This is a genomic window from Clostridium aquiflavi, assembly GCF_031344075.1.
GTDB lineage: Bacteria > Bacillota > Clostridia > Clostridiales > Clostridiaceae > Clostridium > Clostridium aquiflavi.
Genome location: NZ_JAVJAN010000005.1, coordinates 1 through 17,735, shown reverse-complemented (window position 1 = coordinate 17,735; position 17,735 = coordinate 1). Strand labels below are relative to the sequence as shown.

Annotated in this window: 21 protein-coding genes and 1 pseudogene; 6 read left to right on the top strand and 16 right to left on the bottom strand. The window is 25.9% G+C overall.

Translation table 11 applies throughout. The annotated features are described in order from the left end of the window. Window positions 1-4: 4 nt before the first annotated feature. The 4 genes from RGC78_RS02425 to RGC78_RS02410 form a co-directional block, all read right to left on the bottom strand. Window positions 5-559 (bottom strand): sigma-70 family RNA polymerase sigma factor, encoded by a 555-nt coding sequence (locus RGC78_RS02425; protein WP_252215409.1) that lies wholly within the window; start codon window positions 557-559, stop codon window positions 5-7. 340 nt (window positions 560-899) lie between these two features. Continuing rightward, window positions 900-1,430, bottom strand: a complete 531-nt coding sequence (locus tag RGC78_RS02420; protein WP_309555965.1) for a 2'-5' RNA ligase family protein — start codon at window positions 1,428-1,430, stop codon at window positions 900-902. A 20-nt stretch (window positions 1,431-1,450) separates the two neighbouring features. Then, entirely contained in the window at window positions 1,451-2,734 is a 1,284-nt protein-coding gene (locus RGC78_RS02415) for a DUF4179 domain-containing protein (protein WP_309555964.1), read from the bottom strand. A 44-nt stretch (window positions 2,735-2,778) separates the two neighbouring features. Next, window positions 2,779-4,062, bottom strand: a complete 1,284-nt coding sequence (locus RGC78_RS02410) for a DUF4179 domain-containing protein (protein ID WP_309555963.1) — start codon at window positions 4,060-4,062, stop codon at window positions 2,779-2,781. A gap of 179 nt (window positions 4,063-4,241) precedes the next feature. Here RGC78_RS02410 and RGC78_RS02405 point away from each other — a divergent pair, with 179 nt between their 5' ends. Then, window positions 4,242-4,859, top strand: coding sequence for a hypothetical protein (locus tag RGC78_RS02405; RefSeq protein ID WP_309555961.1), 618 nt, complete (start codon window positions 4,242-4,244; stop codon window positions 4,857-4,859). Between the two features lie 14 nt (window positions 4,860-4,873). Here the strand turns inward: RGC78_RS02405 and RGC78_RS02400 are convergent, their stop codons facing one another. After that, window positions 4,874-5,521, bottom strand: coding sequence for an FMN-dependent NADH-azoreductase (locus RGC78_RS02400; protein WP_309555960.1), 648 nt, complete (start codon window positions 5,519-5,521; stop codon window positions 4,874-4,876). Between the two features lie 10 nt (window positions 5,522-5,531). On the opposite strand from RGC78_RS02400, the pseudogene RGC78_RS02395 reads away from it, so the two are divergent. Together RGC78_RS02395 and RGC78_RS02390 are read left to right on the top strand one after the other, a co-directional pair. Further along, window positions 5,532-5,681, top strand: a pseudogene (locus RGC78_RS02395) (IS1595 family transposase); the annotation flags it as partial. A 156-nt stretch (window positions 5,682-5,837) separates the two neighbouring features. Then, the gene (locus tag RGC78_RS02390) at window positions 5,838-6,185 is read left to right on the top strand and encodes a TIGR04076 family protein (RefSeq protein WP_252215398.1); all 348 of its coding nucleotides are present in this window, start codon (window positions 5,838-5,840) and stop codon (window positions 6,183-6,185) included. A gap of 188 nt (window positions 6,186-6,373) precedes the next feature. Here the strand turns inward: RGC78_RS02390 and RGC78_RS02385 are convergent, their stop codons facing one another. From RGC78_RS02385 to RGC78_RS02350, 8 genes are all read right to left on the bottom strand, one after another. Continuing rightward, window positions 6,374-7,735 carry a sensor histidine kinase gene (locus RGC78_RS02385; RefSeq protein ID WP_252215395.1) on the bottom strand — a complete coding sequence of 454 codons (1,362 nt, stop codon included), beginning with the start codon at window positions 7,733-7,735 and terminating at the stop codon, window positions 6,374-6,376. Beyond that, on the bottom strand, window positions 7,723-8,385 hold the full coding sequence (locus tag RGC78_RS02380; RefSeq protein WP_252215392.1) for a response regulator transcription factor: 663 nt from the start codon (window positions 8,383-8,385) through the stop codon (window positions 7,723-7,725). Before RGC78_RS02380 ends, RGC78_RS02385 begins: the two co-directional genes overlap by 13 nt. Before the next feature lie 120 nt (window positions 8,386-8,505). Continuing rightward, entirely contained in the window at window positions 8,506-9,264 is a 759-nt protein-coding gene (locus RGC78_RS02375; RefSeq protein ID WP_252215389.1) for a lantibiotic immunity ABC transporter MutG family permease subunit, read from the bottom strand. Between the two features lie 5 nt (window positions 9,265-9,269). After that, window positions 9,270-10,016 carry a lantibiotic immunity ABC transporter MutE/EpiE family permease subunit gene (locus RGC78_RS02370; RefSeq protein WP_252215386.1) on the bottom strand — a complete coding sequence of 249 codons (747 nt, stop codon included), beginning with the start codon at window positions 10,014-10,016 and terminating at the stop codon, window positions 9,270-9,272. Window positions 10,017-10,019: 3 nt separating this feature from the next. Then, the gene (locus tag RGC78_RS02365; RefSeq protein WP_252215383.1) at window positions 10,020-10,724 is read right to left on the bottom strand and encodes a lantibiotic protection ABC transporter ATP-binding protein; all 705 of its coding nucleotides are present in this window, start codon (window positions 10,722-10,724) and stop codon (window positions 10,020-10,022) included. Window positions 10,725-11,075: 351 nt separating this feature from the next. Continuing rightward, a complete protein-coding gene (locus RGC78_RS02360; RefSeq protein ID WP_252215380.1) occupies window positions 11,076-11,816 on the bottom strand; it encodes a M48 family metallopeptidase in 741 nt (246 codons plus the stop codon). Between the two features lie 67 nt (window positions 11,817-11,883). Continuing rightward, window positions 11,884-12,192 (bottom strand): hypothetical protein, encoded by a 309-nt coding sequence (locus RGC78_RS02355; RefSeq protein WP_252215378.1) that lies wholly within the window; start codon window positions 12,190-12,192, stop codon window positions 11,884-11,886. A gap of 101 nt (window positions 12,193-12,293) precedes the next feature. Next, entirely contained in the window at window positions 12,294-12,776 is a 483-nt protein-coding gene (locus RGC78_RS02350) for a flavodoxin family protein (protein WP_252215376.1), read from the bottom strand. 402 nt (window positions 12,777-13,178) lie between these two features. On the opposite strand from RGC78_RS02350, the gene RGC78_RS02345 reads away from it, so the two are divergent. Beyond that, entirely contained in the window at window positions 13,179-13,451 is a 273-nt protein-coding gene (locus tag RGC78_RS02345) for a hypothetical protein (RefSeq protein WP_252215374.1), read from the top strand. Window positions 13,452-13,560: 109 nt separating this feature from the next. On the opposite strand, the gene RGC78_RS02340 is transcribed toward RGC78_RS02345, so the two are convergent. Both RGC78_RS02340 and RGC78_RS02335 read right to left on the bottom strand, forming a co-directional pair. After that, window positions 13,561-14,562 (bottom strand): C40 family peptidase, encoded by a 1,002-nt coding sequence (locus RGC78_RS02340; protein WP_252215372.1) that lies wholly within the window; start codon window positions 14,560-14,562, stop codon window positions 13,561-13,563. A 275-nt stretch (window positions 14,563-14,837) separates the two neighbouring features. Further along, window positions 14,838-15,212 carry a hypothetical protein gene (locus RGC78_RS02335; protein ID WP_252215369.1) on the bottom strand — a complete coding sequence of 125 codons (375 nt, stop codon included), beginning with the start codon at window positions 15,210-15,212 and terminating at the stop codon, window positions 14,838-14,840. A gap of 364 nt (window positions 15,213-15,576) precedes the next feature. Between RGC78_RS02335 and RGC78_RS02330 the strand changes: the two genes are divergently transcribed. Together RGC78_RS02330 and RGC78_RS02325 are read left to right on the top strand one after the other, a co-directional pair. Beyond that, window positions 15,577-15,843, top strand: coding sequence for a hypothetical protein (locus tag RGC78_RS02330; protein ID WP_252215366.1), 267 nt, complete (start codon window positions 15,577-15,579; stop codon window positions 15,841-15,843). 265 nt (window positions 15,844-16,108) lie between these two features. Beyond that, the gene (locus tag RGC78_RS02325; protein ID WP_252215364.1) at window positions 16,109-16,504 is read left to right on the top strand and encodes a thioesterase family protein; all 396 of its coding nucleotides are present in this window, start codon (window positions 16,109-16,111) and stop codon (window positions 16,502-16,504) included. Window positions 16,505-16,671: 167 nt separating this feature from the next. Here the strand turns inward: RGC78_RS02325 and RGC78_RS02320 are convergent, their stop codons facing one another. Then, window positions 16,672-17,493, bottom strand: coding sequence for a rhomboid family intramembrane serine protease (locus tag RGC78_RS02320; protein ID WP_252215361.1), 822 nt, complete (start codon window positions 17,491-17,493; stop codon window positions 16,672-16,674). Window positions 17,494-17,735: the final 242 nt, after the last annotated feature.

Genomic DNA, 17,735 nt, shown 5'->3' with positions numbered 1-17,735 from the left:
ATTTCTACCCTCTACTTTCTAATATCTTAAATATTTTTTGAATCTTTTTCTTTCCTCTCGATAATCTGTTATATACGACTTCTCTCTTAATTCCCATTTCTTTTGTTATATCACTTATATCTTTCTCATCAACATATAACTTATAAAATAGATCTCTATCTTTTTCTTTTAAACAACTTAACATCTCTTCAATATCAGATTCTAATTCACTCTTTACAATCTCTTCATGAACATTATCTGGAGTACTTATATTTAAATCATCTATATTTTCATATTCTAATCCTTTTAAATATTTTCTCTTATAATCAATACACTTAAACTTGGCTATTCCAGCAACCCAATTTTTAAAATCACCTTTGTTTTCATCAAAACTTTCAATATTATTCCAAATACCCAAAAGTATATCGTTAATACATTCATCTTGAATACTTTGTAGATTATATAAATGCTTTTTAACTATAGATTTAATAATCCACCCATAATTATCAATGACATAATCTAAAGCTTTTTCATTTTTCTTTCTTAATTCAAAAATAAAGTTTCCTTCTTCAATTTTCATTTTTAACCTTCTCCCTAAAGCAAGCTTGCAATATTAATTTAGGCATATTAAAAATAATATTTATTCAACTAACTTTAAACATGCCTTATCCCTTACACTTAATACTTCGTTTAAAATGTACTATATCTATCATCTCTTATATAAATTTCTATTTAATTTATAGTTTTAAATAACAAAATGCATATAAAAATAGGACTATATGTATATCTTAAATATACAATATAGTCCTGTTTAGCCTTTATTATTAGTTTTATTCTCTATTTTAATAAAGTGTTGATGTATCCATAAGTAAACCATGATAAAATAATTGCATATACCAACACATATTTAAAAACAGAGCCTATTTTTTAAACTTAAATTCTTTATATACTTTCCAAGTTCCTTCAGTCCAATTATATATTGTAACATTATCAAACAAACATTCAAATTCACAGGAATATTGATTTATATATTCCCATATCTTTGTATAAATAGATCTTATTCTTTTTGATGCTAAAGTTATATGAAATGTTTTATCTTTTCCATCACTTTTGTCAAATTCAATATATGGAACTAAGCTCATTTTTTCTATTATTTTATCATGAATTATTTTACCTTCATCAGACATCTCTACATTCATATACACTACTCTATCACCAAAATGATCATAACCACTTATTTTAAAAGGTGCCATCTTTTCTGTTTGAGTTACTTCTTCGAGAATATTAATTAATTCTGTAATATCCCCATCATATTCAAAAGGAGCTTTAATAGTAAAATGAGCTGGTAATTTAGACGATTTTGCCTTTAAATTCTTAAAAAGCTCTTTCCTTAAATTATTATTAAAATCTCCTGCTTCTCCTTTTACTACGCATACTACTACATATCTCATAAAACTTCTCCTTTTCTTTGTTATTTACTTATTATTACCTCATTTCCTATTTCGTATTTATCTATTTTACTTATATTAAAATCAAAATTCACATCCATAGTTTTATCTTTTGGTACATTGTTAAATTCTACAACATATCCAAACTCATCATTTAGGTCTTTATAAAAACTCATATTCTTTCTACTATCATAACTATTTGAATAATTGACATTTTTAATGTCCAATTGATAATCCATAAATATATTAGTTACCATTAATAAACTTTCTTTTTCTGACTCTCCTTTGCAATATACCTTTATTTTATTGTCATTTCTTTCTATATTATATATTTCTCCCTTACTTCCATCATAAAAATCAAATGATTTTAAATACTTTACATTATCTTTTATTTCTTTGTAATTATTTATTTTCTCGTAGTACTCACTTCTATCTTCATTTTCACACATTTCATTTAATCTATCATAAGAAACATAACTAACTAAAGGTATTATACTTATCTTTTCTGATTCTTTAAATTTATCATAATTAAGTGATTCACAAACAAATTTTCCATTAGTTCCATTTTCTTTTGAAGCACTACTACCACCTCGTTTTGCTTTATACATTTTATCTCCAACTTGTAATATGATACAAGAATGATGTGAGTCTGATGGCTCATCCTTTTCGAATCTATTTTCTATCCATGGACCACTATAATTAATTGTTGTTCCCATAATATCTGATTCTATGTTATTTACTGTAAAATCAAATTCTGGTATTTTAGTATTCATTTTCTTTTTAACCGACTCTTTAAATGACTTTGAGAAATCTACATCTGCATCTATTCCAACATTAATTTTATAAGTAGGTATTACAATATCTACTCTTAAACTATCTTTTTCAAGAAATTCTTCTTCGTCATTTTCTTCGTTTATATTTATAAAAAATGTTTTATCATCTTTATAATCATTCCAATAGCCTGAACTATCTCTAAAATTTTCTCCAAATGTAACTATACTTATCAAATTATCTGCTTTTTCTTTATCAATAGATTCTTTACTTTCTACTTTAACTAATATTTTCAGCTTGTGTTTTGTTGCAATAGCACTATCTAAAGTTATTTTAAGTCCATTTTGCTCAACACTTTTATTTATTTTAACTGAATAGTCCTCTTCCTTATCATAACTTGTATTTTCACAAGTTACTGAAGCCTGACTTATATTATCATCCGCTAAAACCTTAACTTCTCCTACTCCTAAGCTTGTCATAAACACCATAATACCTATAACTGGTCCTAGTATTCTGCTTAATCTTTTATTTAGCATTAAAATCCCCCCATTTAAATTCAACTTTAATTTTAAGCATTAAATTATTTAGATAATTCAACTTCATTTCCTATTTTAAATTTATCTATTTGATTTATAATAGATTCAATATTTAAATTTATCATTCTATCTTTCTCCACATTATTAAATTCTACAACATATCCTAAATCCTCATTAGAATCTTTATAGAAGCTCTTACCCTTCCCATTATTATACATATGGTTAAACATAATATTGTTCTCATCGAATTCATAATTCATAAACATATTACTTGCCATTAAAAGACCTGCTTTATCTGTATTTCCTTTACAATAAACTTTTATTTTATTGTCTTTTCTTTCTATATTATATATCTCTCCCTTAGTTCCATCAGAAAATTCAAATGATTTTAAATATCTAACATTACTAAGAGTTTCTTTATTAGAATTTAATTTTTCATTATTATTTATTTCATCTTCATTATATATTTTGTTTATTTCATCTCGAGACATATAACAAACTATTGGTATTAAGCTTAAATTTTGGTTACCTTTAACTTTATCATAAGTTGCTGATTTACTTTCATATGTTTCTATAATATTTTCATGGTTTGAAGAATGACTGCCTGATTTCTCTGTTTTATACATCCTATCTCCAGCTTTTAATATAATTAAAGAATATTGAGATTCTACAGGATCTTTTCGTCTTTCATCAAAGTCTTGCCATGGTGTAGTATACTCAAATCTTGTTCCCATAACATTAGACTCCAATTTATTTAATGTAAAATCAAATTCTGGTATTTTAGACGATGATTTCATTTCTAATGTATTTTTAAATGATTCTGAAAAATCTACATAAGCATCTATTCCTACATTAATTTTATAACTTGGAATTACTATATCCACTCTTAACTCTCCCTTTTCTGGAAATTCTTCATCGTCATCAATTTCTTTTTCTATAGTTAATAATAAAGTTTTATCGTTTATATAATTCTCTGATCCACCGCCACCCCAGCAATCACTTTTTCCAAATGTAACTTCTGATATTATATTATTATAATTTTCTGTATCAAAAGGCTTGTCACTCTGAATTTTCACTTGTACTTTTAAATCATGTTTTGTTCCAGTTACCTTATCTAAAGTTACTTTAAAGCCATTTTGTTCAACAGTTTTATTAATATTGATAGAATAATCTTTCTCTTTTTCGGAAATTGTATTTTCACAAATTGCTGAAGCCTTATTTATATTATCATCTGCTAAAACCTTAACTTGTCCTACTCCTAAGCTTGTCATAAATACCATAACACCTATAACTGGTCCTAATATTCTGCTTAATTTTTTATTTAACATTAAAATTCCCCCTTAATCATTTACTTATTTTTACTTTATGATTATATTCTACCATATCAAATTTTTTTATGCATATGTCTATACACATATCTCTCACCTTTCTAATACCTTGTAATTTATATTTAGAACAATTATTTTATGATATAATGTATATATTAATGCCAATTGGAGTGAAATGTATGAATAAGATTAAGTTAAGAGATTGTCAGTTAAATTTTAATAAATTAAAAGACATTATATGTATTGCAACTTTTGGAAGTTATAATGAAACTTGTTTTGATAAAAACAGAAGTAATATAGATGTTATGATCTTATCTATTAATGAACTTGAATGGGAAGATGAAATTGAAATTGAAGATTACTTAACTCCAATTCTAAAAAATCATTTTCAACATGATAATATACATATTACATTTATAACTGGTTTTGTTTATCCATTTGGTGAACTACTTATAAATAGTAATGATAAGATAATTATTTTAGAAGAAAAATATTTAGATTACGTTCTTGGATACTCTACTTTTAAAAGAGATAGGGAGTACTTAGAAATAATACGCGAAGAAAATTTAAAAGATTTAAAGGAGTATGAAATGGTTTATTATAAATACAAAAAAGAAAAACTAGAAGAAAATTTTTCTGAAAGTAAGGTTTTTTTAGTTAGAATAAGGGAATGTCTAAAAAGAAGTCCCAATAGTGAAGATGAAATAATTGATGAAGCTATGATATCTTATTTCAATTCTTTTTGTGAATTTATAATTGAAATAATTAATTTACAAACTGCACAAAAATATCTATAGCATCATCGAAAGATTTACCATATACTATCTATTACAGAATCTATCTTTTCAATAGCTTTTTCTATGGCCTTGGTTTTTTCTTCTTCTGTTGTTCCTGTTCCATCTACTAATAATTCTTTAAATTTTTCAATCCCCATAAATTTCATTATACTTTCTATATAATGAACACCTTTATCCATCACCATCTTTAGTAATACATTCATTTTTGCTCCAGATGATTGTATATATACAGCACCTCTTGGTTTATCATTTAATAACCCCTCTGGTTTTTCTCCATCTTTTATATCAACTGTTTTTCCATCCATAACTATACAATCAATGTATTCTTTTAATGGAGCTGGAAAAGACATACTCCACATTGGTGCAGCAATTACATATACATCTGCTTCTTTAAATTGATCTGTTAGTTTAACTATTTTATGAACTTCTTCTTGTTGTTTTTTATCCAGTTTATTAAATGCGTCTTCATTTACTAGACAGCTTCTCTTTTCAAAATATTCATATTCAAGTCTTGGTATATGACACTTATACAAATCTAGTTCCTCTATTTCAAAGTCACTGTGTTTCTCTAAAAATCTATTTACAAAAGCCCTTCCTACAGTTTTACTTGCAGACAAATTTTCAGGCTTTGAGTTTACAGTTATATAAAGTAATTTTTTCATAAGAACACTCCTTGCACTCACCTATTTATTTTATTATTTGCAATTTAGTGTACTTAATACATTTAGCACAGATAAAGAAACTGTAAAAACTAAAAACTTGATAGTTCACAGTAATATACCTCATAGTTATACTATGGTAAAGGATTTTAAGAGAACATAATCTATATTTGTATAAATTTAATTTTATTTACATAATTACTGGAATTATAATCCATAAATTATGTATAATAAGAATATAAAGTATTGAACACTCGTATTATTATGCGAGTAAGTTGTTTATTAAACTATTGGATAAATTAGAATTTGGAGGTTAATCATGAAAAAATGGTATGATGAGGAGTACAAATTTGAAATTGAGGTAACTGGATTTCTTCGCAGTGACCATACAGAGCGGTACTGCCGAAACGGCGAGGAAGTGGGGGATAAGTATACCTGCACCTATGGATGTCCCATAAATTCGGATGGACAGGGTATCTGTTCCAAGGTTATGATGATTATGTTCCCAATCATGGAGTCAGTCAGAAGTGGTGGAGATTTAGAGAATATTGGTGGCAATAGTAAATATAGCAAGGATATTGTATGCCCAGATGGCTGCGTCATGTTCAGGCTGACAGCAAAGAAACTTGACAATGAGAATTTTTATAAGGGAAAGTTTTTTGATTAGTTTTGATTTTTATTGTGCTAAGTTTGAAGATAACCGAAATATATAAATTCCAATTTATCAATTAGAATTTATGAACAATTTAAAATTATTAGGATTAAGAAGTAAAGTGGACAAATTAATTTGTCCACTTTTATACATTCTATTGTCAACACTGATTTTAAACAGAGCTGTAACTCTATTGTTATCTTCTATAATGGTAACTTAATAACGACCTTTGCTCCACCCATTTCCTTTGAATTTTCTAATATAAGATTTCCACCATGTTTTTTTATAATATTTCTAGTTATATATAAACCCATACCATAATGATTTTTAGAATTTCTACTTTTATCACCTTGATAAAACTGTTCTGTTGCTGAATCTAATTCTTCCTTAGTAAAACCTCTTCCATTATCTTCAATTGTAAAACTTATATACTTATTATTAGAATCAACACTAAATAAAATTTCACCTTTTACAGGACAATAATCAATTGCATTGGTAATAATATTTATAATCGCACGTTTTAAAGATACCCTATCAACGATAATTATTTCTATATTTGTTTTAACTTCATTTATAAATTTAATTTGCTTATCTTTTATTAATAAGATTCCTTGCTCTATTATTTCATTTATAAATATCTTTAAATTCACATTTTCCTTTTTAAGCATAATTTCTTTTTCTGATTTCATAATTTCTATTAAAGATTTTATATAATACTCCATATTTTTAATTTCATTTAATATATTTTCATTAAATACCATAGCATCCGAATTTAAATTTAATTCCCTTAGTAGTTCTGAATTACCTTTAATTATAGTTAATGGTGTTTTTATGTCATGTGCTAAAGCTGCTATCTGATCTTTTCGTGATTTTTCTAAATTCCACTGTTTATTAAGTGATACATTTAATTCTAATCTCATTTTGTCTAAAGCCGATAGTACTTCGTTAACTTCAGTTATACTTGATTCTTCTGTCTCAAAATTTAGATTCTCTACCTTTATGCTTTCAGTAATATTTTTTAAAATCTTCATTTCTTTAGCTACTCTTTTACTAAAGCATTTAGATAATATTATTACTCCTAATATAAATGTTATAATAAATAAAATTACTGGACACCCTTCAGCACTTGGAAGATATTTACGTAAAATTGGATTAGAGAACTGAGCTGTTAATTTATATCTTACAGCACAAATTTCATTGCCTCTTGGTATTATCTTATAATAATTATTACCATAACTAGTTCTATCATCTTTAATCATTTTCCATATTTTTAATGCATTTTTTTCTGATACATTGCTACTAATAATTTTTCCATTTAAATCATATACTACATAGTTACATTCTTCTGGTATAAATTCTGATACTTCTTCTGTAACCATAATCTGGTTTCTGTTTTTTTCTACTGTTTGTTCATAATAATTGGCAGGTAAAATCATTCCACTTCTAAGTCCTATAATAAATACTAATGCGATTATTATAATTTGAAGAACTGTAATTACACAAAATGTAGCTATATACATAGCAAATATTTTAGCTATACTTTTTTGTTTCTTTATTCTTTCCACTTATAGCCAATCCCCCAAACAGTTTCTATGGTATTTATACCTCTTACTTTTAATTTATTTCTTATATTTTTAATATGTTCTACAATGGCAGTTGTATCACTATGACCATCAAATCCAAAGACGCTTTCATAAATTTGCTCCTTTGAAAATACTTGCCCATGATTTAATGCTAAATATTCACATATATTATATTCACTTTTGGTAAATGAAATTAACTCTTCATCATGATATACTTCTTTTGCATTCATATAAAATTTAAGTTCGGAAATATAAAAAGCATTTTGTTTTTCTCTATATTCTCTTCTTAAATGTGCATTTACTCTAGCTCTTAGTTCACTTATGCTAAAAGGTTTTGTTATATAATCATCACCGCCAAAACTAAGTCCCTTAACTATATCTTCTTCCATAGTCTTTGCAGTTAAAAATAAAATAGGGCAATCTACTAAATTCCTTATTTTATTGCACAAAGTAAATCCATCAATTTCTGGCATCATTACATCCAAAAGTATTAAATCGTATTTAGTGTATTGGTTATATGATATTTCATTAGCATTGGAAACAGTAGTTACTATATGGCCTTCTTTTTCTAATGCAACTTTTATAATATTTAATATTCCTAATTCATCATCTATAGCTAAAATAGCAGCCACATTTATTCCCCCTAAAGATTAACAATTTTCTCATTAATATATATTAATTATACTAAAATAAGATATAATTCAAAATATTATAACCATACATAAAGATGTTATTGAAATTTCAACATTATTTTAAACATACTTTGTACCTTCATAAAATTTAAACCAGATTCCAAAAAGTACTCCTAATAAAATAGTTAATACAATGCTATTTTGAGTTCCAACGTAAATGCTTGCAAACTCATTAGAGTTTATTCCACTATTTACCCAATTAACAGTAAAATAATCTACAAGTCTTATTCCCCATGCACATGGTAGCCACTGCCATATTCCATCTCCAAGTCCTGTAATCATCAATGCAGAAATTAAACTTTCAAATATACCCATTCCAATAGATCCGCCGTTGCCTAATATAAAACTTATCCATAAATGAAATAGATAAAGAAAAATCTGACTTCCAAATATAAGTAAAGTTTCATAAGCATAAAAATTTAAAGGTAATACATTTTGCTTTAAAATATATTGAAATCCAATAAAAAAGATCCCTATTGCTAATATAGTAGATAAAAATCCTGTGCAAAGTAATATAAGAACTTTACTTAAAAGGCATCTTCCTTTTCCATATTCAGTTCCTAAAATTTCTTTAAATCCTCCAGCCATAGATTCTTGTTCTACTACCATTGAAGTTACAATACCTATTACCATAGGAAATATTAAGGATATAACTTCTAAATATCCCTGTACCTTACTTAGGCTACTCCATGATGAAAAAGAAAAATACCATAAGAATATAAATGCACCTATAACTGGTACACAAATGTGAACCCAGTAAAATGAGGTACGCTTTAACTTAATAAAATCTGCTTTCATTAAACGTAAAATTGTATCCATAATTATTATACCTCTCTTCTTTCATACCATTTAGCACTTAAATAAGTTAATATTAAAAATAAACTAGTTGAAACTATTATGCTAAATGGAATAGATGAATAAGAAAGTAGTTCTGGAGTAAATGTTTCACTTTCTGGTACTGCTAATAAGCCATTAGGTAAAACCCCTAAAACTGGACACATAATTCTAAATGGATAAGAAAAAGGAATCATCCACCAATAACTTTCTACAGCCATAATTCCAAAGAAAATATTAGCTCCTAAACCTAAAATTATAGTCCCAAATAATCCAATCTTATTTTCTAAAAAAATATTTAATGGAACTTGCCACATAAAAGTAATAATAAGTAATGTTGTAGCATAGAATCTGTTTACTAAAGCAATTTCCTTTATACCATCTATATTGATTAAATATACACCTAACTGACTACATACTAAAATAATAGTACATGAAATAGATAAATTCTTTATTCCAATTAAAATCTTCGCAAACCATACTTTCTTCAAATCTATAGGAAGTGCTATTACTGCTTTATTTTTCATATTTCCATCAATTCTACTTAATAAACAACATCCTAATGACAGTGATCCTGGTAGCATCATATTATACCACCAGTTATAACTATCAACTTGAAAATAATCTACTGCAAAAAACATTGATAACAAAATGGTGAATATAGGGGCTAACCATACAAGTTTGTTAATAAAAGTGTGTTTTGTTTTTTTATTCTCTGCTAAAAAATATTTAAGCATTTTTTATACCTCCCTTCTATACTTTCCAGCAATATCTACAAATAATTTTTCTAATTCTTCACCTTTTCTTAGTTCTCCTTGATATCCTAAAACACCACCACATATAATTCCAATATGATCAGCAATTTGTTCTACTTCGCTTAATATATGACTTGATAATATAACTGTAATTCCTTTGCTAGGAAAAGATTTTATGAGTTCTCTAAGTTCTTGTATTCCAAAAGGATCTAGACCATTAGTTGGTTCATCTAAAATAAGTAGTTTAGGACTATTAAGTAATGCAATGGCAATTCCAAGCCTTTGTTTCATTCCCATTGAAAACTGTCCTGATTTTTTCTTTCCAGTATTTTTAAGCTCTACTATATCAAGGACTTCATCAATTCTTGAATCTGAAAGTCCCAGTACTATGGTTCTAACTTTTAAATTTTCTCTTGCACTTAAATTTTCATATAATGGAGCACTTTCTATCAAAGATCCTATTAACTTCAAATCCTTTCTACTCCACTTATGATCATTAAATAATATTTCTCCAAAGCTAGGCTGAATCATCCCTGTAATCATCTTTAATATAGTTGATTTTCCTGCACCATTAGGCCCTAATAAGCCATAAATAGAATTTCTTTCAACTTTAATAGATATGTCCTTAACTGCCTCTTGTTTTTTAAATGTCTTACTTAAGTTTTTTGTTTCTAATATAATATCTTTCATTTTTTTATTCCTCCCTACAATAAAAGAATAAATCCTAATTATAAGGAAACTATAAGGAAACAAAAAAAGATTCATCACTAAAAATTGATGAATCTTATTATTTTCCTATATTAAATTCTAAATTGTAGGCTTTTTATAGCTTTGTTTAAATATGTGTTTATATATGCGATAGGTAAAGTGGCATTATAATTGGACTTTGAGAATACTTAATGAGTATTGTCATATTTACTGCTTGTCGCAATTTTATATTGGGAGCAAGCTAAAATAGGACTATAATCATTTCTAGTATTCCTAAGTTCAATTACTCCGTCCACTTTACTTATGCATATATAAACAACATCACTAATTTTACTAATCTATAGTAAGATTAATTCCATTTTCTTTTAAATATTCATGACACTTCTTATAATTTGGCATGACTTCTTCTACCCTGTTCCAGAATTGTTTTGAATGATTTCTAAAATCCATATGACACATTTCATGTACAATAATATAATCAATTACTTCAAGCGGAGCCATGCTTATTCGCCAATTGAAGTAAGTTTCATTCTTTCTATTTATACTGGCATATCTTCTTTTTTGCTCTTTAACTGTTACTTTAGTTATCTTATCTTTAAACTCCAATTTGTGTACTCTTATTCTCTCTTTAACTATATCTAAAGTCTTACTTCTATACCAATTTTCTAAGGCTTTTTTTAGTTTGTCATTCTCATATGTATTAGTATTTATAAGAAACTTTGAAATTCCTTCTATATTTGTAGTTGAGCTCTCATTGATAAAATCTATAGATATTTTCTTGACTTTATCATTGAAAATCAAACAAATAGGATATTCCTTTCCTAAATACATAAAAGTACCACCATTTATAAATTCTCTTTTCACTTTCTTATTTAAAACAGTTTTTAATTCCCTCCTCTTTTCAATAATCCAGTCATGTTTTGAATTAACAAAATTTAATATATATTCTTTTGAAGTCCTCATAGGAGCTACAACTTGTACTTCTCCATTTATTTCTATTTTTATACAAATAGATTTTCTTTTTCTTCTTATAATCTGAAACTCAATAATTTCACCTTTGTATTCAAAATTCATTTAAACTCCTCCAACAGTTTAGGTTTTTATTAATCAATATAACTAAAAAGTCAGTAATAATTTTAAATTACTGACTTTTTATTCCTCGTATATTAATATAAAATTTTTTTATTAGCAATAATAAAAAATATATAATTACTACATTAATAAATAGTTCAAATATATTAATATTCATTCCTTTATTACCATTAAATAAATTAACAAATAAATTTAAATTACTCTCATTTAATTGATATATACATAAATATCTAAATGGAAATCCAAATGAATATTCAATTATACTTCCACCTTTTGTGATAGTAGCTGGTATAATAAATGTAATAATTATGGATATCATTATACTTAACTTAAACCCTATAGTTTGTATTCTCCTCATAATTACATCCTCACAGCAAGATATTTTTTCGTATTGTTAAACACCTATCTTTAAACAGTATAAATTATTAATATCTTTTTAACAATTCATTTTAAATAGCGTTACACAAGTATTTCATCTATCCATTTTATTGCCTTTTCTATATTTTCTTCTTTATTATTTTTAATTGGTTCAAGGAAATCAATTTCTCCTATAAAATTATTATTTGGAATTTCCTTCTTTATAATCTTAAAGAATTTTGATGCTCCACCGCCTCCATGGCAAGCGAATAATCCTATGTTTTTGTTTTTTATATTATAAGTATCTAAAAAAGTATTAAATGGCGGTGCATATGTTCCTACCCATATAGGTGTACCAATAAATATATTTTCGTATTTTTCTATATCAATGTCTATGTTCTTTAGCTTTGGCTTTTCTTTAAATAATACACTTTTGCCTCCCCAAAAGAACTTCTTAAATCCTGAATTACAATAATTCTTCTCTGGTATCAATTCTAAAATATCAGCATTCAATCTCCTAGCCATAGCATTTGCTATTAGCTTTGTACTTCCTTCTAATGAATAAAATACTACTAAATTTTTCATATATACTCCCTGCTTTTCACATTTATTTTAGTAAGATACTAATATTTAATTTCTACTATATTTAATATTAGAAATATGTATTAATTACTCAGTTTCTTGATAATTAAATTTTCATAATATCATATTCTTTATACTATTATATCATAAATTTAGACTTTGACTTAATGCAACACTTATATATAATTTTCTAAATTTTACCTAGATATATTTTCTTATATATGTTGTATAATCTAAAGTATATTAAGAAAAAGTATATTATTAAATACAATATATAATTTAATGGTTATTTTAAATATATCAACAAATTACTATAAGAATAAACTAATTTGAAAGATTAGTATTTTATTCTAAGGAATGAGAAAACTCTATATGTAATTTATTTTATACAAAGGAGTATTATTGATGGAGCAAATATTTAATACTATATTATCTAAGCTTGATTCCATTGAGCAAAATCAAAATTCAATAAAATTTGATATTAATGTTTTGCAATCTGATATTAATATATTAAAATCCGATGTTTCTTCTACTAAAATTGATGCAATTAAATTGCAATCTGATGTTTCAAATATAAATAAAAAACTTGATACCATTTACGATCAAACAGCAAATTTAACAGAATTCAGTACGGAAACTAAGGATAATTTAAATTCTATATCAGAAAAGGTAATCTAATATTAAATTTATAAAAATGGGTATAGTAAGTATTGCTTACTACACCCATTTTTATTTTTGCTTTCATTTTAAATATGTGTTTATATAGGCATTCTATTAAGATGTAATCTTAATCTACCTTTAGTACTCTTCCAGCATATTTCATATTAGATGTACTTAATGTACTTATCTTTATAAAATCTCCTGTATGAGGTGCATGAAGAAACTTATCATCCCCTATATACATTCCAATATGTGTTGAATTTGATGATTTATTAAATACCAAGTCCCCTGGTTTTAATTCTGATAAACTAATAGGTTTTGCAAAACTTTGTTGTTCCTCCGACACTCTAGGTAACTCTATTCCTTTTGTATTAAATACATATTGCATAAGACCTGAACAATCGAACCCTTCTGGAGTTGTTCCTCCCCATAAATACGGAATTCCTAAATACTTTTGAGCTTCATTAATTATAGCTTTTGCTTCAGCAGACATGTCAGATGGTAATGTTATTGGTATTATACTGCTTGTACTATCTACTAATATATCACTATTTTCTTGTACATAATCTATAAGTTGTTTCTTTTGGTCTTCTAAATCTGCAATATATTTTTCTATTTCCTCTTTATTTTTTTGTAACTCTTCATTTTCTTTTTCTATTTTCTTTTGCATATCATTAAGATTTTGCTCAGCATTTTTAGCTTCTTTAACAAGATTTTTATCACTCTTACACATTTGAGAAATTACTTCAACTTTCCCTACAGCATCCATTATATTTCCTGAAGTAAATAAAGCTTCTAAATATTTTAATGGTGTCACTTTAAAACCACCATTCATATGAACATTTCTTAACCTTTCAGATAACAGTTCATCCTTTTCTTCTAAATTCTTTTTAGCTATTTCTAGTTCTTCTTCATTTGCTTTTATTTCATTTTCCTTTTCTAGAATTTGCTCTTTATATTTATTTAACTTGTCCATGTTTGTTTCAATTTTACTATCATATTCTTGTATGTTTTGAATAACTTCATTTATACTTAAATTATTTGGAGCTGCAAGGACTGGTATAGTACTACTTACAGAATTTAAAAGTATAACTGCTGATATAATTATAGTTGTAAACTTCTTTTTCATCATATTCTCCTTATATAACTTTATACAATATAAAACCCTAATCTCCACTCCTTCATTTAATAACTATATGAGTAAATTTAATTTTATTAGTATAAAAGGTTACTTTTATTATAAATCAAAGTAAGTTCTTATTTTTTACGAATTTATTAATAATTTATTATTTTAAAAAAAAGTGGCTATATTAGCCACTTTCTACAAAATCTTAGCATTCCTAAGTTCAAATACTCCGCCCACTTTGCTTATGCATATATCAACACGCTACTAAAACAGAGCCATTATTTAAAATATTCTTCTAAAATTCTTCTATCAAGTTCTTCAAATTCATATTTTTCTAAATTATTTTTACTTATCCAATCTGCATCAGCATAACTTTTATCCAAAACATATCTTTCTCTCAGTACTCCAGTATATACCTTTACTGCTTCTTCTTCATTTATACTGAATTCTTTAAATTCTTCAAGTTGAAAAAGTACTGTCTTTAACATTTTATTTGCTGCTTTACTTAAAGATCTTTCACAATCTTTTTTTCCTTTTAAGGGTGTGTTAAGTAATGACCATATTTCCTGTTGTCCTCTTTTAACCTTCTTTTTTAAAACTAAAATGTTGTTAAAATCATCTTTTAATATTAATACACATCCAATAATATTCATAGCTGTATTCTCCCCACATTTAATCTCTTGTATTTTATTTATAAATAAATTATAACTCAATAGTCTAAATTATGAAACATATTTGACATAATTTTTAAATTAATAAAAGTTTTTAATAATGTGAATAGAAAATTTTTCACATCTTACTATTTTTATTAAATCCGATGCAAAATTAATAATTTAATATTATAAATTAAATTTTAAATGTATTCTTAAATATATTCTCATTTTTTTTAAAAATTTTTAATAATCTGCTAATTTAATCAAGATGTAAATATAAAAAAAATAAGTTATATTATACTTAAGAAAAGGTTTTAAACTAAAAAAATTATTATAAAATATTTTTAAAATCGGAGGGATTATTATGAACTATGGAACACTAAAAAAATCTAAATTACACTTAGTAGCTAATGCTACTAAAAATATCTCTCAAAATAAAAGTTTAGAAAATTCATTAGATTTATCAGAAATTTTAACAAAAATATGGAATCGTATTTCTAATTTATTTAATAATAACTCAGAAGCTATTTATGATCGTAACAAGTATTATTCTTATAATCATAATAATAAATATACAGTTGAAGATCCTACTGAGATAACATTAATTTCATCAAGAAGAACTTTTTATTAAAACGAATATTTTACAATTAATATAAATTTTATACAATAATTATTATTGAAGTCTCAAACTGTCTTAAAACAGTCTGAGACTTCCTTTTTTCATCTTTGAATAATCTCTGAATTTATTTAATATTTATACTTTAACTTAATATATTCCACATTTTGAGCTATCTTTTATGTAAAATCAATTGTGCAAAAACTTCCATATTCTCTGGTGTAATCGTATTAAATATGCTATAATTTAACTATACTTTAAATGAAAGGATGAATACATAATGAACGAACCAAAAATCGGACAAATATCTAAAAGAGAACTTATTGTTACAAAAGATACACTAGCAGTTAATGTTGGAAGTGGAAGCGTTGAAGTTTTTGCTACTCCAATGGTTGCAGCTATAATGGAAGGTGCTGCTGCTGATTTAGCTCAAACTTTTTTAGAAGATATTTATACTACTGTTGGTACAAAAATCACAGTAAATCATCTAGCAGCAACTGCAGAAGGTGTTAAAGTTTTTGCTGAAGCTGAACTTACAGCCGTAGACGGTCGTAAATATTCTTTTTCATTAAAGGCATTTGATAATAAAGGCTTAATTGCTACTGGTGAGCATGAGCGTGTATGTATAAAAAAAGATAGCTTTATAAACAAAGCAATTGAACGTAAAAATTCATAGTTTTGTTTTATATATTCCCAAAATCTTATTTAACCAAAAAGAGCCTAACAAAATGATTGCAAAAATCAATTTGTTAGGCTCTTTTCTACCCCTGGGGTCCAAAAAATGGTAATAAGAAAGGTTATTGCATTATATTAACAAGATCTCTAAAATCATCTCAAATTTTTTTACTCTATAATATGCTCATGATCATATATATGTTTTTCACAATATGCATAATCACCTTTACATTTACTACAATATCTAAACAACATATTAGGATCATCTTTATCCGTCATTCCACATACTGCACATTTATGTCTGTATTGTTTTTTATTTGCTTTTATTGACTTTTTATATTCACTCATTCTTATTACAGAACCTTTTCTAACTCTTGTTTCTTTATAATCACTTTTTCCAAAGAACAACAAGTAGTTAATTATTGGTACTATACATACAATTACACCTATAAATCCTCCACCATTAATTAATGAAGAAACTATATCAAATACTATTTTGGCCCATGCTAGATACCCTAACCATTTCATTTTTACAGGTATTATAAAAAATAATAATATAGTATATTCAGGAAATAGTTTTGCAAATGCTAAGAAAATTGATAATGTAACTGCTGCACCTGTTGCAGGAATTCCTGTTAAAAATGATATTATTATAGTACTTAACATTCCAACAAAAAAATAAACATTAAATTTAAATCCACCCCATACATTCTCTAATGTGGTGCCTACAATATAATCAAAATACAGACCTAATGCTACCATAAATATACTTCCACTTAAAGGCGGTATTAATACAAATGTAATAAGTCTCCAAATTTCACCATTCATTATAGCTTGTGGAGATAAAACTAATTTATTTACATAACTAAAGTTACCTAAAATAATGTATGTTACCGCATACACAAAAGCACTTAAGCTAATAACTAACCACATTAAATTAGGTATATAATATTTACCAAACTTTCTTTCTAGTTTATTAAGCCATTTCATTTGTGAACTTCCTTTCTAAAAATACTATTTGCTTTCTTATAATTTTACCATAAAGCTTTCCATAATAAAACAAAAAGCAGAGCCTTCCCAAACTCTGCTTTTCTTTTTCTATTGTATCTTAAGATACAATACTTTAAATTATGGCTATGTTTTAAATGTGTGTTGATATATGCAATAGGTAAAGTGGCATTGTAATTGGACTTTGAGAATTCTTAATGAGTATTGTCATATTTATTGCTTGT

Bases quoted from the DNA above. Each gene is read 5' to 3' on its own strand.
- RGC78_RS02345 (WP_252215374.1), top strand. From the start codon at position 13,179: ATGGAGCAAATATTTAATACTATATTATCTAAGCTTGATTCCATTGAG.
- RGC78_RS02415 (WP_309555964.1), bottom strand. From the start codon at position 2,734: ATGCTAAATAAAAGATTAAGCAGAATACTAGGACCAGTTATAGGTATT.
- RGC78_RS02420 (WP_309555965.1), bottom strand. From the start codon at position 1,430: ATGAGATATGTAGTAGTATGCGTAGTAAAAGGAGAAGCAGGAGATTTT.
- RGC78_RS02425 (WP_252215409.1), bottom strand. From the start codon at position 559: ATGAAAATTGAAGAAGGAAACTTTATTTTTGAATTAAGAAAGAAAAAT.
- RGC78_RS02370 (WP_252215386.1), bottom strand. From the start codon at position 10,016: ATGCTTAAATATTTTTTAGCAGAGAATAAAAAAACAAAACACACTTTT.
- RGC78_RS02410 (WP_309555963.1), bottom strand. From the start codon at position 4,062: ATGTTAAATAAAAAATTAAGCAGAATATTAGGACCAGTTATAGGTGTT.
- RGC78_RS02340 (WP_252215372.1), bottom strand. From the start codon at position 14,562: ATGAAAAAGAAGTTTACAACTATAATTATATCAGCAGTTATACTTTTA.
- RGC78_RS02320 (WP_252215361.1), bottom strand. From the start codon at position 17,493: ATGAAATGGCTTAATAAACTAGAAAGAAAGTTTGGTAAATATTATATA.
- RGC78_RS02400 (WP_309555960.1), bottom strand. From the start codon at position 5,521: ATGAAAAAATTACTTTATATAACTGTAAACTCAAAGCCTGAAAATTTG.
- RGC78_RS02390 (WP_252215398.1), top strand. From the start codon at position 5,838: ATGAAAAAATGGTATGATGAGGAGTACAAATTTGAAATTGAGGTAACT.
- RGC78_RS02355 (WP_252215378.1), bottom strand. From the start codon at position 12,192: ATGAGGAGAATACAAACTATAGGGTTTAAGTTAAGTATAATGATATCC.
- RGC78_RS02405 (WP_309555961.1), top strand. From the start codon at position 4,242: ATGAATAAGATTAAGTTAAGAGATTGTCAGTTAAATTTTAATAAATTA.
- RGC78_RS02335 (WP_252215369.1), bottom strand. From the start codon at position 15,212: ATGAATATTATTGGATGTGTATTAATATTAAAAGATGATTTTAACAAC.
- RGC78_RS02325 (WP_252215364.1), top strand. From the start codon at position 16,109: ATGAACGAACCAAAAATCGGACAAATATCTAAAAGAGAACTTATTGTT.
- RGC78_RS02350 (WP_252215376.1), bottom strand. From the start codon at position 12,776: ATGAAAAATTTAGTAGTATTTTATTCATTAGAAGGAAGTACAAAGCTA.
- RGC78_RS02330 (WP_252215366.1), top strand. From the start codon at position 15,577: ATGAACTATGGAACACTAAAAAAATCTAAATTACACTTAGTAGCTAAT.
- RGC78_RS02365 (WP_252215383.1), bottom strand. From the start codon at position 10,724: ATGAAAGATATTATATTAGAAACAAAAAACTTAAGTAAGACATTTAAA.
- RGC78_RS02375 (WP_252215389.1), bottom strand. From the start codon at position 9,264: ATGGATACAATTTTACGTTTAATGAAAGCAGATTTTATTAAGTTAAAG.
- RGC78_RS02360 (WP_252215380.1), bottom strand. From the start codon at position 11,816: ATGAATTTTGAATACAAAGGTGAAATTATTGAGTTTCAGATTATAAGA.